The 15,689-nt window shown below is 67.1% G+C and carries 12 protein-coding genes; 7 read left to right on the top strand and 5 right to left on the bottom strand.

The window, feature by feature from the left end; all coding sequences use genetic code 11:
• Window positions 1-95: 95 nt before the first annotated feature.
• From CXR29_RS12760 to CXR29_RS12770, 3 genes are all read left to right on the top strand, one after another.
• Entirely contained in the window at window positions 96-1,313 is a 1,218-nt protein-coding gene (locus CXR29_RS12760) for a class I SAM-dependent methyltransferase (protein ID WP_101594182.1), read from the top strand.
• Window positions 1,314-1,389: 76 nt separating this feature from the next.
• Window positions 1,390-2,223 (top strand): sulfurtransferase, encoded by an 834-nt coding sequence (locus tag CXR29_RS12765; protein ID WP_127364709.1) that lies wholly within the window; start codon window positions 1,390-1,392, stop codon window positions 2,221-2,223.
• A gap of 332 nt (window positions 2,224-2,555) precedes the next feature.
• On the top strand, window positions 2,556-3,467 hold the full coding sequence (locus CXR29_RS12770; RefSeq protein WP_127364710.1) for a C40 family peptidase: 912 nt from the start codon (window positions 2,556-2,558) through the stop codon (window positions 3,465-3,467).
• Window positions 3,468-3,816: 349 nt separating this feature from the next.
• Here the strand turns inward: CXR29_RS12770 and CXR29_RS12775 are convergent, their stop codons facing one another.
• From CXR29_RS12775 to CXR29_RS12795, 5 genes are all read right to left on the bottom strand, one after another.
• Window positions 3,817-5,454, bottom strand: a complete 1,638-nt coding sequence (locus tag CXR29_RS12775) for a glycoside hydrolase family 3 N-terminal domain-containing protein (protein ID WP_241241446.1) — start codon at window positions 5,452-5,454, stop codon at window positions 3,817-3,819.
• A 39-nt stretch (window positions 5,455-5,493) separates the two neighbouring features.
• Entirely contained in the window at window positions 5,494-7,038 is a 1,545-nt protein-coding gene (locus tag CXR29_RS12780) for a mannitol dehydrogenase family protein (RefSeq protein WP_101594187.1), read from the bottom strand.
• Window positions 7,035-7,994 (bottom strand): carbohydrate ABC transporter permease, encoded by a 960-nt coding sequence (locus tag CXR29_RS12785; protein ID WP_241241447.1) that lies wholly within the window; start codon window positions 7,992-7,994, stop codon window positions 7,035-7,037. Before CXR29_RS12785 ends, CXR29_RS12780 begins: the two co-directional genes overlap by 4 nt.
• A complete protein-coding gene (locus CXR29_RS12790) occupies window positions 7,991-8,932 on the bottom strand; it encodes a carbohydrate ABC transporter permease (RefSeq protein WP_240812016.1) in 942 nt (313 codons plus the stop codon). The genes CXR29_RS12785 and CXR29_RS12790 overlap by 4 nt, the downstream gene beginning before the upstream one ends.
• 105 nt (window positions 8,933-9,037) lie before the next feature.
• Entirely contained in the window at window positions 9,038-10,396 is a 1,359-nt protein-coding gene (locus tag CXR29_RS12795) for an ABC transporter substrate-binding protein (RefSeq protein WP_101554106.1), read from the bottom strand.
• Between the two features lie 130 nt (window positions 10,397-10,526).
• Between CXR29_RS12795 and CXR29_RS12800 the strand changes: the two genes are divergently transcribed.
• From CXR29_RS12800 to CXR29_RS12815, 4 genes are all read left to right on the top strand, one after another.
• Complete coding sequence (locus CXR29_RS12800; protein ID WP_164742819.1) at window positions 10,527-11,597, top strand: sugar-binding domain-containing protein; 1,071 nt, start codon at window positions 10,527-10,529, stop codon at window positions 11,595-11,597.
• On the top strand, window positions 11,594-13,246 hold the full coding sequence (locus tag CXR29_RS12805) for a xylulokinase (protein WP_127364712.1): 1,653 nt from the start codon (window positions 11,594-11,596) through the stop codon (window positions 13,244-13,246). Before CXR29_RS12800 ends, CXR29_RS12805 begins: the two co-directional genes overlap by 4 nt.
• 5 nt (window positions 13,247-13,251) lie before the next feature.
• Window positions 13,252-14,349, top strand: a complete 1,098-nt coding sequence (locus tag CXR29_RS12810; protein WP_101554108.1) for an ABC transporter ATP-binding protein — start codon at window positions 13,252-13,254, stop codon at window positions 14,347-14,349.
• Between the two features lie 194 nt (window positions 14,350-14,543).
• Entirely contained in the window at window positions 14,544-15,671 is a 1,128-nt protein-coding gene (locus tag CXR29_RS12815) for a glutamate--cysteine ligase (protein ID WP_101554109.1), read from the top strand.
• Window positions 15,672-15,689: the final 18 nt, after the last annotated feature.

The raw sequence follows: 15,689 nt of genomic DNA on the forward strand, positions 1-15,689 counted from the left end.
CGAACCCCGGCGAAGCGCGGACGGCGTGGGCACGGTTGCGGTGGGCCGCCTCGGCGAGGGGATCGCTCCACCGCGCAGACGATAGGGTGAAGCCTATGGATCCGCAGACACTGACCGAACTGCTCGACGTCGCCGTCCTCGACCGGCTCGACCGCATCGACGACCTCGCAGGCGATGAGCTCGCCCGGTCGACGGCCCTGCGGAAGGAGGGCTACTCCGCCGAGGTGACCGCGGCCCTGCTCACTCAGGCGCGGCTGCGGCAGGAGGCGGCCGCGAAGCTCGGTCCCTTCGCCGAGGACATGCTCTTCACCCGTGACGGGCTGGCCCAGGCCACGCGGCTGCCGGTCGCCGCTCATCATGCGCGTCGCCTCATCGGGGACGCGGCCGAGGGTGAGTCCTTCCGCATCGCCGATCTCGGGTGCGGGATCGGCGCGGACTCGGTCGCCTTCGCCGGAATGGGTGCGCAGGTCTCGGCCGTCGACGCCGACGAGGTCACCGCCGCCATCGCCGCCTTCAACCTCCGCCATCTGCCCGATGCCGCCGTCGACCACGCGCGCGCCGAGGATGTCGACCTCGCCGGATTCGATGCCCTCTGGTTCGATCCGGCCCGGCGAACCGTCGGCAAGGCCGACAAACGCGGATCGACCGCCCGCATCACCGACCCCGAGGCGTTCTCCCCCTCACTGTCGTGGGTGATCGAGCAGGCGAGCGCGGCGAAGTCGGCCGGAGTGAAGCTCGGCCCGGCACTCGACCACGACCTCGTGCCCGAGGACGCCGAAGCCCAGTGGGTCTCCCATAACGGCGAGGTCGTCGAGGTCTGCCTCTACTTCGGTGCTGCCCGGCAGCGACCGGGCCGCGGAGCCCTCGTCATGGGCGAGCGCACCCTCCTCGTCCACGAGGACGACCTGCCCGACGAGGACGAAGCGGGCATCGGGGAGCTCGGAAAGTACCTCCTCGAACCCGACGGGGCGATCGTGCGCGCCGGACTCGTCGCCGCCCTGTGCGCACCGCTGCAGGCCCGCCGACTCCACCCGAAGATCGCGTATCTGACCACCGATGTCGCACCGAGCGGCCCAGCATCGGCAGGTGTCACCGCCTATGAGGTCGTCGACGTTCTGCCCGCGAAGGTCCCGAGCCTGCGCAAGGAGCTCGTCTCCCGCGGAATCGGCTCGGTCGTGATCAAGAAGCGCGGGGCCGACATCGTGCCCGACCAGGTCCGACGCCAACTCAAGCTGCCCAAGGGCGACAAAGCCACGCTCGTGTTCACCCGGCTCGGCGACAAGCACGTCGTCCTGCTCACCCAACCGGTGTGACCCTGCCCCAGTACCGGTACGACTTTGCTCGCCCACCGGTGCAACCCTGCCCCACCTGCCCGTGAAGGAGATCGAAATGACCCGCTCCGACGTTCTCATCAGCGCCGATGACCTGCTCGCCCGAATGGCCGACTCCCCCGCGCCGAGACTGCTCGACGTCCGCTGGACCCTGCCGAAACCCGATGGCCGCGAGGACTTCGCCGCCGGACACATCCCCGGCGCACTCTATGTCGACCTCGACACCGAACTCGCCGACCACGACACCACCGACCCGACGGCGGGCAGGCATCCGCTGCCGAGCGCCGAAGCCTTCCAGAAGACGGTACGCTCCTGGGGCATCGACGAAGGCACCGAGGTCGTAGTCTATGACGACAACTCCTCCCTCGGTGCGGCCCGGGCCTGGTGGCTGCTGCGTTGGGCCGGGCTGAGCGCGCGGGTCCTCGACGGCGGACTCGCCGCCTATCGTGATGCCGGCGGGACACTCGAGACCGGCGACTCCCCCGACCTCGTCCCCAGTGCCGTGGAGATCAGCCCGGACTCACTGCCCGTCATCGACGCCGAGGCGGCGGCCGGCTTCGACGGAGTCCTGCTCGATGCCCGCGCCGGTGAGCGCTTCCGTGGGGATACCGAACCGCTCGATCCGCGGGCCGGTCATATTCCCGGGGCGAAGAGTGCCCCTGCCACGGACAACGTCCCCGCGGGGACATTCCTGCCCGAGGCGCTGCTGCGCGAACGCTTCGATGAGTTGGGCGCCCTCGATGGTCCCGTCGGCGTGTACTGCGGTTCGGGAGTCACCGCCTGCCACAACGCTCTGGCGCTGGCGACCCTCGGAGTCGACGCCAGCCTTTACCCCGCGAGCTGGTCCGGTTGGTCGTCCGATCCCGACCGACCTGCCGAAACCGGAGCCTGAGACTCCTTCACCGCCGCCGCCGACGCCATCGGCATTCTTGGGTCGATCCACGATGGTCTGGGCGTGAAAAACGACGCGGATCGTCCTGAGAATCACGCTTCGCCAATGTCACGAACCGTTATTCACGGCTGCGACTGCGTGCCGAACCACAGGCACAAGCAGACGGAAACACGGCCCCTCACCAGCCATTCCTTCCAGCAATAAGCGTGCGACCTGGGATTATGCATCCGCCCCTGCCGCGGAATCCTTTTGTAACAAAAACGTGACAGAAGATCACGAAGTAGTTACAGTGGAGCACATCGTCACAGACAGCCAGGCAACGAGAGGAAATCGTGGCATCCCAGCAGCACGGCCGCCGCGCCGCGAACGTCAAGGCCAAAACACCACTGACCGAGTTGAGCGAACTGCTCGCTGCGAACTCCGGCGCATTCGGCCGCCGCGCCGCAGTCGTCGCCGCCAGCGGCGGACTGCTCACCGCAGCGGTCCTCCCCGCTGCCGGACAGGGAACCGACGACGAGGCGAAGGTCGCGGCTGAGTCCGAGAAGCAGGCGCCCGTCGAGTTCAAGAACCAGACACCGACGATCGACGCCGGCGGTTCATCGGAGAAGGGCGACCAGGAGGCTGAGGTCACCGTCGACACAGACCTCGTCACCGCCGAAGCCGCTCCCAAGCCGAAGCCCAAACCGAAGCCGAAACCTGAGCCGAAGGAGGAGCCGGAGACGACCGTCGCAGAGCCGGCGCCTGCCGAGGAGCCGGAGGAGGAGCCGAGCGAGTCCTCGGACGATGGTTCGTCCGATTCCCCCGGCACCAGCGATGAGGGTCCAGCCGATTCGGGCGATGACAAGAGCAAGGACGACAGCGCGGACTCGGGTTCCGGGGGTGTCGAGGTCCCGGACGGCTCGAAGGCCGAGCAGGTCATCGCCATCGCAAAACAGTACGTCGGCACGCCATATGTGTCGGGCGGGACGTCGCCCAGCGGTTGGGACTGCTCGGGCTACACCTCCTACGTCTACGGCAAGGTGGGGGTGAATCTTCCGCGGACGTCTTCGGCTCAGAAGGGTGCCGGGCAGATCGTCTCGGCATCCGAGGCGAAGGCCGGAGACATCATCTGGTCGCCGAGGCACGTCGGCATCTACGCGGGCGACGGAATGATGTACGACGCAGGGAACACGCGCGTGAACACCAGCTACCGCAGCGTCGATTGGATGACTCAGCAGGGCGCCCAGTTCGTCCGCGTCCTCTGATTCCCACAACAGCACTGAGTCCCGCGGCGGCTCTGAGCTGTCTTCTCAACTCAGAGGAGCCCTCTCAACTACAGGGACACCCCTCGCCGGCTGGCGAGGGGTGTTCTCGTCTCCGAATCCTTGGCGCTGCTGTGCTCCTCGGCCCCGAGGGGTCACAGGAGCGAGTTCCGGACGATCCGTGCGGGATTCCAGGTGGTTTTCCAGCACGCATCGTCCGGAACTCGCACAGTCGGCTGCGGTCGGCCCTGGTCGGCCCTGGTCAGCCCCGGCCGGCCCTGGTCGGCCCTGGTCGGCCCTGGTCAGCCCCGGTCGGCCCCGTTCGGCCCTGGTCAGCCCCGGCCGGCCGTGCTCACCCGCAGTCGGGGGCCTTGTCGCTGCCGTCGTATTCGGCAGGCAGCTGACCCGATGCTTCGAGGTCGCCTTTCAGCCACTTCGCCACGGCCCGCAGCGCATACGGGTTCGAATCGTATGCGGTCACCGCAGACTTCGCCGGAGTGCTGCGCATCGTCCATGGAGCGGCGGTGCCCACGGCCACCTCGGCCGACGTCGACGGGCTCAGACTCACGGAGGTTCCACCGGATCCGACGGTGAGGTCTTCGGCCTCGGCCGCTTCCTTCAGCGCTGCCTTCTCCTTGTCGCTGCCGCCGACGATCGAGATCGAATCGGTGCCTGTGAAGGAGCATTCGCCCTTGAGCACGGTCAGCGACTTGTCGGCGACTTCGGTGAGGACCTTCTGCGGATCCTTCGCATCCGAGTCCCCGGCCCGCACGCTCTTCTGCGCTTCGGCGGTGGCCAGCTGTGCGGCGACGACGCGTTCGGACTTCTCGACGAGGTCCTTCTTCTTCAGCGTCCCGTCCCCCATCGCCGTGACGATCGCCTTCTGCGCGGCCGCCGAATCCGGGGGCATGAGCGCGATATCGGCTCCTGCGGCGAGCGCCTTGACGGTCTCTCCGCCCTTGAGGTTCTGCGGCACGGCTTTCATGTTCAGGGCATCCGTGGTGATGACACCGTCATAGTCGAGGGTCTCCCGCAGCGCCGAGTAGGCCCTCTTGTTCAACGTCGCGGGCGTCGTCTTCGCATCGGGCAGACCGATATGCCCCATCATCACCATCGGCACTCCGGCCTTGACCGCGGACTTGAACGGCAGGAGATCCGAATCCTCCATCTCCTCGATCGACTTCTCCGACACCGGCAGGCTCTCGTGCGAATCCACGCCGAGGCGGCCGTGTCCCGGGAAGTGCTTCGCCGAGCTCGACACTCCACCGGACCGGTATCCCTCGACGGCGTCGGCGACGACCTCGGCGACATCCTCGTGGTCGGTGCCGCCCGAACGGACGTTGATCGCCTTGTCCTTCGGCCCGACCGTCACGTCGGAGTCCGGAGCGAAGTCGATGGTGAAGCCCAGATCGGTGAGGTTCCGCCCCTGCACGGTCGTGGCGTCGGTGATGAGACCGGAATCATCAGTCGCGGCTAAGCCCATGAGCGGCGGGAACGGCAGCGCAGCGGTGCCCAGGCGTGACACCGGGCCGCCCTCCTGGTCGACGCCGATCGACACGGGTTGCCCCTTCGTCCGTGCCCCGGAGATCTGACCGGTCAGTTCCGTGACCTGGTCCTTCGTCGGGTTCTCCGACACGTTGTAGCCCATGACGATGACCCCGCCGAGGTGGTTCTGCTTGACCATGTCCACCGGGGTCTGCGTGTCCGTGCCTTCCCAGGTGCCGATGATGAGAGACCCGGCGAGCTCCTCGTCGGAGAAGCCTGCGACGATGTCCGCGGCCTCGTCCTCGAAATCGGCCGAATCCGCGTCGGCAGGGTCGTCGAGGGACGATTCGGTCTGGGCTTCAGACTGTGCTTGGGTCTGAGCACCCGAATCGGCGGAGGAATTCTGTCCGGCCGTGGAGGATTCGGGGGCTGACGCTCCGCCGGAACAACCGACGAGCGCGAGAGTCGTGGTCAGGGCCAGAAAACTCAGGCGAGAACGCAACATGTCCCCATGCTAGACGTTCTCGCCTGCGTGCCGCCTGAGTCAGAGCTCGTCGTGAGCGGCCAGGCGGCGGGCGGTCTGCTTCGCTCCCCGTTCGTGCAGCGATGTCAGTGCCTTGAGATACGGTTCGGTGAACCTCGGCTCCTCGGCCAGCGGTCCGAAGAACTGTTCCTGCCGGACGAATGCCAGCGGGTCCTCTCCCTGTGTCGCCGCCACTGCCTGCAGTTCGTCGGCATAGCGGTCGACGATGGTGAACCGACCGCCGGTCTCATCATGCCCTTCGGCATAGCGGGCCCACGAGGCGCAGATCGCCGCGGCCACCTCGATCGGGTGGCCCGAGGCGAGGTTGTCCTTGACGACCGGCAGCAGCCATTTGGGGATCCGGTCAGACGACTCCGCGCCGAGGCGGGCGAGGGTGTCGCGGATCTCCGGGTTGCTGAACCGTTCGATGAGGGAGTCCTTGTAGGCGTCCAAGTCGATTCCGGGCAGCGGTGCCAGACTCGGTGTGCCTTCCTCATCCATGTATCGGCGCAGGTAGACGGGGATGTCCGGGTTCGCCATCGCCTCGTGGGCGAAGGTGTATCCGCCGAGGAGTCCGAAGTACGCGAGCCCCTGATGCCCGGAGTTGAGCAGGCGCAGCTTCATGTGCTCATAGGGCTGCACATCGTCGACGACCTGCACCCATGCCTCCTCATAGGGCGGACGACCAGAGGTGAATTCGTCTTCGAGCACCCATTGGAAGAACGGTTCGGCGACGACCGGCCAGGCATCGGCCACGCCCGTGTCGGCCACCAGATCGGCGCGGTCACCGTCGGTGGTGGCCGGGGTGATGCGGTCGACCATCGAGTTCGGGAACGCCACGGACTCGGCGATCCAGTCGGCGAGTTCGGCATCGACGAGACGAGCGAAAGCCGAGAACATCTTCGCCGCCACATCGCCGTTCTCCGAGATGTTGTCACACGACTGCACGGTGAACGGAGCGATACCGGCCGCGCGTCGCGCCCGCAGCGCGGAGACGACATAGCCGAAGACCGTCGCCGGCAGTGCGCCCGCCCGCAGCGCCTCGACATCGGCCACGATCGTCGGCTCTTGCGCGATGAACTCTCCGGTGACGGGGTTGACGTTGTATCCGCCTTCGGTGACGGTGAGCGAGACGATCCGAATCGCCTCGTCGGTGAGCAGATCGAGCAGTCCGGCCGGGTCATCGGGCCCGAAACGGTAGTCGATGATCGACCCGATCACCCGCCGTTCCTTGGTTCCATCGGCATGTTTGAGGGTGAGCGTGTACAAGTGATCCTGGTCGGCGAGCGCATCGCGCATAGCCACATCGTGGGGCAGCACACCGGCTCCGACGATCCCCCAGTCGGCGGCGAGCCCAGCCCCGAGCAGGTCGTCGAGGACCATCGCCATGTGCGCGCGGTGGAATCCGCCGACTCCGAAGTGGACGATGCCGGGGCTCACGGCCGAGCGATCATAGGTGGGAACGGCGATGCCGTGGTCGGCCACCTCGGCGAGGTTCTCCGTGGTCAGGGCCAAGGGGGTCGCGCCTCGGCGAGGATCGGACGGTGCGGTGTGTGGTGCGGTCATTTGACGGCTCCCATGGACAGGCCCTGGACGAGTTTGTCCTGGGCGGCGATTCCGGCCACGAGGACGGGCACAGAGATGATGAGCGAGGCCGCGCACACCTGCGACAGGAACAGGCCCTGGGAGGTGACGAAGCTGGTGAGGAACACGGGTGCCGTCGACGCCGCCGTGGAGGTGAGCACGGTGGCGAAGAGGAGTTCGTTCCACGAGAAGATGAAGCAGATCAGGGCGGTCGCGGCCAGTCCGGGGGCGGTCAGCGGCAGCAGGATCTGGACGAACACGCGCGGCAGTCGGGCACCGTCGAGTTCGGCGGCTTCGAGGACTTCGACGGGCACCTCGGCGAGGAAGGAGCGCATCATCCACACCGCGATCGGCATGTTCATCGCCGAGTAGATGATGATGAGCAGCAGCCAGGTGTCGAGGATGCCGAAGGATTTCGCGACGAGGTAGACAGGCAGGAGGCCCGCGACCATCGGCAGCATCTTCGTCGACAGGAGGAAGAACAGCACGTCCGACCAGCGTTCGATGCGGCGGATCGCCAGCGAGTATGCGGCCATCGTGGACAGGACGAGGACGATGAGCGTCGAGACGATCGCGGCGACCGCGGAGTTGATGAGGAACGGCCACGGGTTCGCGCCGTTGCCGCCGCCGAAGAAGTTGACGAACGACTCCAGCGTCAGTGGGGCGAAGTAGCTCGGCGGGTTCGTCGAGGCGTCGGTTTCGGCGTGCAGGCTGGTCAGCAGCATCCACAGCAGGGGTGAGACGAACAGGAGTCCGACGAACCAGGCCAACAGGCCGAGCAGGATCTTGCCGGCCCGCCCCTGGCCGGGCCGCCTCGGTGCGTTCGCCTTTCGCCGAGGCGGCTCGACCGATCCGGGTGAGCCGGGCTCGGTCGCGGCGGGGGTGACGCCGGGGGCAGGGCGCGTGTTCAGCGGCACCCGGGTCTCGGGGGTGCTCATGAGTTCTCCTCCTTGAGCAGGGTCGATGCGGTGCGCAGTGCGAAGGTCGCGATGATGAGCGAGGCGATGACGACGATGACGCCGACGGCGGAGGCGACTCCGTAGTCCTGGGCGACGAAGAACTCCTGGTAGATGACGTACGGCAGGGTGGCGGTGCCGAGCCCGCCGGAGGTCATGGTGAAGACCATGTCGAAGTTCTGGACGATGTAGATCGTGCCCAGCAGTGCGGCGAGTTCGATGTATCGACGCAGGTGGGGCAGCGTGATGAAGCGGAAGGTCTGCCAATGTCCGGCCCCGTCGACCAGGGCCGCCTCGTAGACGTCCATGGGTCGTGACTGCAGTCCGGCGAGCATGATGAGCATCATGAACGGCGTCCACTGCCAGACGAGGACGATCCCGATGCCCAGCAGGGGGTTCGAGGTCATGAGGTCCGGCTGCGGGGCGTTGTCACCGAACACGGTCGTCAGCAGCCCGTTGATCAGTCCGTACGAGGGGTTGAAGATCGCATGTTTGAACAGCAGTGCCGCGGCGACGGGGACGACGAGGAACGGGGTGATCATCAGGGTGCGGACGAAGCCGCGGCCGATGAACTTCCGATCGAGCAGCAGGGCGATGCCCAGGCCCAGCAGTGCCGAGGCCAGCACGACGCCGACGGTGAGCCCGACGGTGACCATGACGGCCTTGAGCAGGTCTGCATCGGTGAAGACGGTGACATAGTTGGCCACGGTGCCGAAGCTGATGTCATCGGGGTAGGCGGCGTTCCAGTTCATGAACGAGATGATGATCGTGATCGCGAACGGAATCTGGGTGACGAGGATGACGAAGATCAGCGCCGGCAGCATGGGCGCACGTTTGAGCCATCGGTCCTTGGCACGGGGTTTCGGCGGCGTGATCGGCTGCGATGCACGCTCGGCGGCGGGAGCTGACACTTCGAACATCCTTCGTCGGGTGAGTGGTTCGGCAGGGCCGGGGCCGGTCCGGTGTCACGGACCGACCGGGGCCGCCTCGGGGAGGGCAATGCTCACCCGCCCCGAGGCGATCGGTCACTTCTTGTACTTGTCTCCGACCTTCTCGGCTTCCTTCTGTCCCTTCTCCAGTGCCTTGTCGACGGTCGTGCGTCCGGCGATGGCGGAGCTGACGTCTTCGGAGATGCCCGTGGCGAGGTCCGCGAATTCGGGGATCGTCACGAACTGGACGCCCAGCGTCGGGCGCGGCTGCACGCCCGGGTTCTCGGGATCGGCCGAGTTGATGGCGTCCTCCGTCTGCTGATAGAAGGGTTCGGCGGCCTTCTGGTACTCGGGGTTCTCGTACGTCGAGGTGCGCTTGCCGGCCGGCACGTGCTGCCAGCCGAGCTCCTCGGCGACGGTCTCCTCGTAGTCCTTCGACGAGGCCCAGGCGACGAACTGCTTCGCCGCGTCCTGGTTCTTGCCCGCTGCCTGGATTCCCCATGCCCAGGTGTAGAGCCAGGAGCTCGAATCCGTCTCCTTCACCGGGGCGGCGACGTAGCCGATCTTGCCCTTGACGGGAGAGTCATCGGCTTCGAGGGTGCCGGTGGCGGCCGTCGAGTCGTACCACATGGCGACCTTGCCCTGCTGCAGGTTCGTCAGGCATTCGGTGTAGCCGGCCTGCGGGGCGCCGGATTCGCCGTGGTCCTTGATGAGGTCGACGTAGAAGTTCGTCGCTTCCTTGAATTCCTTGGAGTCGACCTGGGCATTCCAGTCCTCGTCGAACCAGGTTCCGCCGAAGGTGTTGACCACGGTCGTCAGCGGGGCGAACATCTCACCCCAGCCGGGCAGTCCGCGCAGGCAGATGCCCTTCGTGCCCTTCTCCGCACCGTCAACCTTCGCCGCGAGCTTCGCGACTTCGTCCCAGGTCGGCTTCTCCGGCATCTCCACACCGGCCTTGTCGAAGATGTCCGTGCGGTACATGAGGAACGAGCCCTCACCATAGAACGGCTCACCGTAGATCTTGTCGTCGACCGTCATCGATTCGGCCATGGGGGCGAGGATGTCGTCCTGGTCGAAGCCTTCGGCATCGGCGACGCCTTCGTCCATGGGCGTGAGCCACTTGTTGTTCGCATAGGTCGGGATCTCGTAGTTCGACAGCGAGGCGACGTCGTAGTTGCCGGCCTGAGCGGCGAACTCCTGGCCGATCTTCGCCCGCACCTCGTTCTCAGGCAGCACGGTGTAGTTGACCTTGATGCCGGTGTCCTTGGTGAAATGGTCGGCCGTGAGCTTCTGCAGATCCTGCATCTGCGGATTGTTGACCATGAGGACGTTGACTTCATCGCCGCCGCCTCCGGCCGAGCTGCCGCCGGCGCCGCCGCAGCCGGACAATGCCAGCGCTCCGACCATGCCGATGGCCGCCCATGTGACTCTCCGGCCTGTGATCAGGTGTTTCATCGTTGTGCCTTCCCTCGTCCTTGCGGGATTGCAGCCCGCCATCGGTTCGCTGCGAGAAAATCATATGAGCATCTGTGCTCATATGTGCAATACTGTGTCACGAACCAATCAGATGTGCAACACTTCACATATGAGCGAACACAGAGACGTCGGCGCCGAAGGGAGGACCATGCCCACGGTGCCCACCGCCCGCCACCGCCGCTTTCTCGCGCAGCTGGCCCACGATCACTACCTCGAGGGCCGTTCCAAGGTCGAGATCGGCAAGGCGCACGGACTCAGCCGGTTCCAGGTCGCCCGCCTCCTCCAAGAGGCCGTCGACACCGGCGTCGTGACCATCACCATCGAAGCCGATGCCGGTGAGGAGGACGGCGTGGCCGAGCAGGTCGCCGCGACCTTGGGTCTCGACTCGGTCGTCATCGTCGACATCCCCGATGCCTCCCAGGCTTCCCAGCAGATGGGCCGCGCCGCCCTGTCACTGGTCGGCCGGCAGGCTCGCGCCGGGATGCGCATCGGCCTGTCCTGGTCACGCACCCTCGATTCGGCGGCCGCGTTCACCCCGGCTCTGCCCCGGTGCACGATCGTCCAGCTCGCCGGTGCCCTCCGTTTGGAATCGCATCGTCCCAGCTCGGAGATCTTCACCCGGTTGGGCCAGGATCCGGCCGTGAGCATGGTTCGGCTCCCCGCCCCGCTGCTCGTCACCGAGGCCGGTACCGCCGATGACCTGCGTGCCCTGCCCGAGATCTCCGGGACCCTGGCCGCCGCCGATGACCTCGACCTCGCCGTGGTCTCCGTGGCCTCCTGGGCCGAGGGCCTGTCCTCGGTGTGGGAGAAGTGCTCCCCCGCCCAGCGGCAGGCGGGCATCGATGACGGTGCCATCGCCGAGGTGTCCGGACGTCTGTTCGCCGCCGACGGATCCGATGTCACCACGATCGACGACCGCGTCATCGCCGTCACCCTCGATCAGCTCCGCCGCGCCACGACGACCGTCGGAGTCGCTCGCGGAGCCGAACGCGCCCGCGCGGTCCGCGCGGCCTGTGCTGCCGGGATCCTCGATATCGCGATCATCGACCGAGCGCTGGCCGATGAGATCCTCGCCGAGGCGGCCGGCCCCGGTGCGCCCGCCGCCGAACCGTCCGAGGTCGCCCCGTCCTCCGCCGAACCGTCCGAGGTCGCCTCGGCCGCCGCCGAGGAGTCCCGATGAGCATCCGTCGTTTCGTCGCCGGTGTCGACTCCTCGACGCAGAGCTGCAAGGTCGTCATCGCCGACTCGGACTCCGGGGACATCATCCGCACCGGTTCGGCCCCGCACCCTCCCGGCACCGAGGTCGCCCCCGAGGCATGGTGGACTGCCCTGCAGAAGGCGATCGCGGCCGCCGGCGGACTCGACGACGTCGCAGGATTGAGCATCAGCGGTCAGCAGCATGGACTCGTCGCCCTCGACGCCGAGGGCCGGGTCATCCGCGATGCCCTGCTGTGGAACGATCTGCGCAGCAAGGCCGCGGCCAGAGACCTCATCGCCGAGGTCGGAGCCGCCGACTATGTCGCACGCACCGGGATCCTGCCCGTCGCCTCCTTCACCGCCGCCAAGCTGCGATGGCTCCGAGTCGCCGAACCGGACAATGCCGCCCGGGTCGCCGCCGTCGCCCTGCCCCATGACTGGCTGAGCTGGCGCTTCCTCGGATACGGCCCCGCCGAATCCTCCGCACGCGGTCCCGTGCTCGATGCTCTGGTCACCGACGCCTCCGATGCCAGCGGCACCGCCTACTTCGACCCCTCCACTTCACGCTACGATCTCGATCTCTTCCGCATCGCCTTCGGTGCGTCCGCTCGTGAGGCCGCAGGTCTGCCATGTGCCGCGGATACGGACGTCGAGGCGGATTCACCGGACGTGAACGAAAAGGGCGACGCCGCCTCGGCGATCATCCTTCCCCGCGTCCTCACCCCCAACGAGGCGGCCGGGCACAGCCCGGACGGAATCGTCGTGGGGCCCGGGGCCGGCGACAATGCGGCCGCGGCACTGGGACTCGGGGTCACCTCGGGGGATCTCGTCATCTCGATCGGAACCTCGGGCACGGTCTTCGGGACCACCGACCTGCCCATCGCCGATTCGTCCGGAGCGGTGGCCGGATTCGCCTCCGCCGACGGCGGGCGCCTGCCGCTGGTTGCCACACTCAACGCCGCCCGGGTCCTCGATTCGGCGGCGACGCTCCTGCGGGTCAGCCACGACGAACTCGCGGCCCTGGCGCTGGCGTCCCGGCCGGGAGCGGACGGGCTCACGCTCGTACCGTACTTCGAGGGCGAGCGCACCCCGAACCTGCCCGATGCCACGGCCCGCCTCGAGGGGATGACTCTGGGCAACTCCTCGGCGGAGAACGTCGCTCGCGCCTTCGTCGAAGGCATGCTGTGCGGTCTGGCCGACGGACTCGATGCCGTGCAGGCGCAGGGTCTGGAGGCCGGACGGCTGCTGCTCATCGGCGGGGCGGCGCGCAATCCTGCCGTCCGGGAGGTCGCCCGCGATATCTTCACCGTACCCATCGACGTTCCCGAACAGGCCGAATACGTCGCCATCGGGGCGGCTCGGCAGGCGGCGTGGACACTGTCGGGAGCCCTGCCCGACTGGACCGTCGAGCTCGTCGCCACGCTGCATCCGCGGCCATCCCAGGTGCGGCAGCAGTACCGGTCCTTTGCAGCGCAGACGGCTGCTCAGCAGACGGCGGGTCTCGTCTCGCCCGACCGCACAACGCAGGAACGGTCTTCGTCCAAGTCCTCTACGTCCGAACGCTCATCGTCCGATCAATCACTGCCCGATCACCGTGGATCTTCGGGTGCGCACGCATCCGTGAAAGGTTGAGAACAATGGCCACTGTCACCTTCGACAAAGCACTGCGTCAGTATCCCGAGGCGCTCAAACCCTCCGTCGACGAGGTCAGCCTCGATATCGCCGACGGGGAGTTCCTCGTCCTCGTCGGCCCCTCGGGCTGCGGGAAGTCGACGACCCTGCGCATGCTCGCCGGGCTCGAACCCGTCGACTCCGGGCACATCCGCATCGGCGACCACGATGTCACGGACCTCTCCCCGAGGGAACGGGACATTGCGATGGTGTTCCAGAACTATGCGCTCTACCCGCACATGAGCGTGCGCGAGAACATGGCGTTTGCGCTCAAGATCGCGGGAGTCGCCAAGCAGGAACGCGATCAGCGCGTCGCCGAAGCCGCGCGGCTGCTCGACCTGGAGCCGTACCTCGACCGCAAACCCAAGGCACTGTCCGGCGGTCAGCGACAGCGGGTGGCGATGGGACGCGCCATCGTCCGCTCCCCGCAGGTCTTCCTCATGGACGAGCCGCTGTCGAACCTCGATGCGAAGCTGCGTGTGCAGACCCGCGCGCAGATCGCCTCCCTGACTCGCCGCCTCGGTGTCACCACGGTCTACGTCACCCACGATCAGGTGGAGGCGATGACGATGGGCGACCGGGTCGCGGTCCTCGCCGATGGCCGGCTGCAGCAGGTGGACACTCCAGCGAATCTCTACGATCGTCCGGCGAATCTCTTCGTCGCGGGCTTCATGGGCTCGCCGGCGATGAACCTCATCGACGTGTCTGTCGAGGGAACGTCGCTGCGCCTCGGCGATGTCGAACTGTCCCTGACGGCGGAGCAGCGTGACCAGGTCACGGGTGAGACCGTCACCGTCGGCATCCGACCGGAGGACCTGCAGGTCACCGAGACTCAAGGCCTCGAGGTCACCGTCGATCTCGTCGAGGAGCTCGGCGCCGATGCCTTCGTCCACGGTCGTGCGGGACTGGCCTCGGGCGTGAAGACGGTCGTGGCACGTGTCGCCGGTCGGTCGACCATTCGCCGCGGTGACACCGTGCGCGTGGCTCCCGATGCCGCACGCCTGCACCTCTTCGACACCGCTTCGGGCAGCCGCCTGGCCGAGGACGCACGCCGCGCTGCGTGATCGACGGGTCGCGCTGCGTGATCGGCGGGCCGGGGGCCATGCTTGGCTGGTCGGGCGCCGTGATCGGCGGGGCAAGGGAAGCGAGCGCATCGCGGGACGGCAGAGCCGCCTCGGGGAGCGAATGCGGGACATCACACAGGCCGAATCTCGCCGCTGAGTCAGGCGAATCGAGCGTGCGCGATTATGATCGGATCATGGTCGATTTCGCACGCTCTGCCCGCTCCACCCTCGGTGTCGAGTGGGAACTGGCTCTGCTGGATTCTCGCAGCCTGGACCTGACTCCGGCTGCCGAGACTCTGTTGGCGGATGTGGCCGAGCATGCGCCCGAGTTCGAGAAGCACATCGTCGGTGAGATGCTCACGAACACCATCGAACTCGTCACCGGCGTGCACACCCAGGTGTCGACCGTTGCGGATGACCTGGCCACCTCGCTCGGAGCGCTGCGGACGCTGACCGAGGCGCGCGGCGTCGAACTGATGTCGGCGGGCACCCACCCGTTCGCCCAGTGGCAGTCGCAGGAGGTCAGGGCGAAGGACCGTTACCTCGAACTCGTCGATCGCACCCAGTGGTGGGGGCGGAACATGCTGATCTTCGGAGTCCACGTCCACGTCGGCATCGACTCGCGCGACAAGGTGCTGCCGATCGTCAACGCGCTGCTCGCCTATGTCCCTCACCTGCAGGCACTGTCCGCATCGTCTCCGTTCTGGGGCGGGACTGACACCGGCTATGCCTCGAACCGGGCGATGATGTTCCAGCAGCTGCCCACGGCGGGTCTGCCGTTCCAGTTCGATGCGTGGGCGGACTACGAGAAGTACGTCGACGATATGCTCACCACCGGGATCATCGACAACATCAACGAGATCCGCTGGGACATCCGCCCCGCCCCGCACTGGGGCACCGTCGAGGTCCGCGTCTGCGACGGACTGCCGACCCTCGAGGAGATCCTCGCTGTCACTGCGTTCATCCAGTGCCTCGTCGATGACATGTCCGAACGCCTCGACGCCGGTGAGACCCTGCCGACGATGCCGGATTGGTTCCACAACGAGAACAAATGGCGCGCCGCCCGCTACGGCATGGACGCGATCATCATCGAAAACGCCGCGGCCGACGAGCGTCTCGTCACCGAGTGCCTCGCCGACGAGGTCGAACGACTCACGCCCGTTGCCGAACGCCTCGGCTGTGTCGACGAGCTGCACTCGATCACCTCGATCATCGAACGAGGCGTGCCCTACCAGCGCCTACAGAAGGTCTTTGGGACCACGGGCTCGCTCACCGAGGTGACCCGCTCGCTCATCGGCGACCTGCGCAACTCGTACAGCTGAGGGGCTGGGCGAGCAGCC

Source organism: Brevibacterium linens (assembly GCF_003999335.1).
Lineage (GTDB): Bacteria > Actinomycetota > Actinomycetes > Actinomycetales > Brevibacteriaceae > Brevibacterium > Brevibacterium linens.

What these genes read in the sequence shown, in the direction of transcription:
- CXR29_RS12790 (WP_240812016.1), bottom strand. Translation starts at nt 8,932, where the DNA reads ATGTTCGAAGTGTCAGCTCCCGCCGCCGAGCGTGCATCGCAGCCGATC.
- CXR29_RS12775 (WP_241241446.1), bottom strand. Translation starts at nt 5,454, where the DNA reads ATGTTGCGTTCTCGCCTGAGTTTTCTGGCCCTGACCACGACTCTCGCG.
- CXR29_RS12760 (WP_101594182.1), top strand. Translation starts at nt 96, where the DNA reads ATGGATCCGCAGACACTGACCGAACTGCTCGACGTCGCCGTCCTCGAC.
- CXR29_RS12800 (WP_164742819.1), top strand. Translation starts at nt 10,527, where the DNA reads ATGAGCGAACACAGAGACGTCGGCGCCGAAGGGAGGACCATGCCCACG.
- CXR29_RS12780 (WP_101594187.1), bottom strand. Translation starts at nt 7,038, where the DNA reads ATGACCGCACCACACACCGCACCGTCCGATCCTCGCCGAGGCGCGACC.
- CXR29_RS12765 (WP_127364709.1), top strand. Translation starts at nt 1,390, where the DNA reads ATGACCCGCTCCGACGTTCTCATCAGCGCCGATGACCTGCTCGCCCGA.
- CXR29_RS12810 (WP_101554108.1), top strand. Translation starts at nt 13,252, where the DNA reads ATGGCCACTGTCACCTTCGACAAAGCACTGCGTCAGTATCCCGAGGCG.
- CXR29_RS12815 (WP_101554109.1), top strand. Translation starts at nt 14,544, where the DNA reads ATGGTCGATTTCGCACGCTCTGCCCGCTCCACCCTCGGTGTCGAGTGG.
- CXR29_RS12805 (WP_127364712.1), top strand. Translation starts at nt 11,594, where the DNA reads ATGAGCATCCGTCGTTTCGTCGCCGGTGTCGACTCCTCGACGCAGAGC.
- CXR29_RS12795 (WP_101554106.1), bottom strand. Translation starts at nt 10,396, where the DNA reads ATGAAACACCTGATCACAGGCCGGAGAGTCACATGGGCGGCCATCGGC.
- CXR29_RS12785 (WP_241241447.1), bottom strand. Translation starts at nt 7,994, where the DNA reads ATGAGCACCCCCGAGACCCGGGTGCCGCTGAACACGCGCCCTGCCCCC.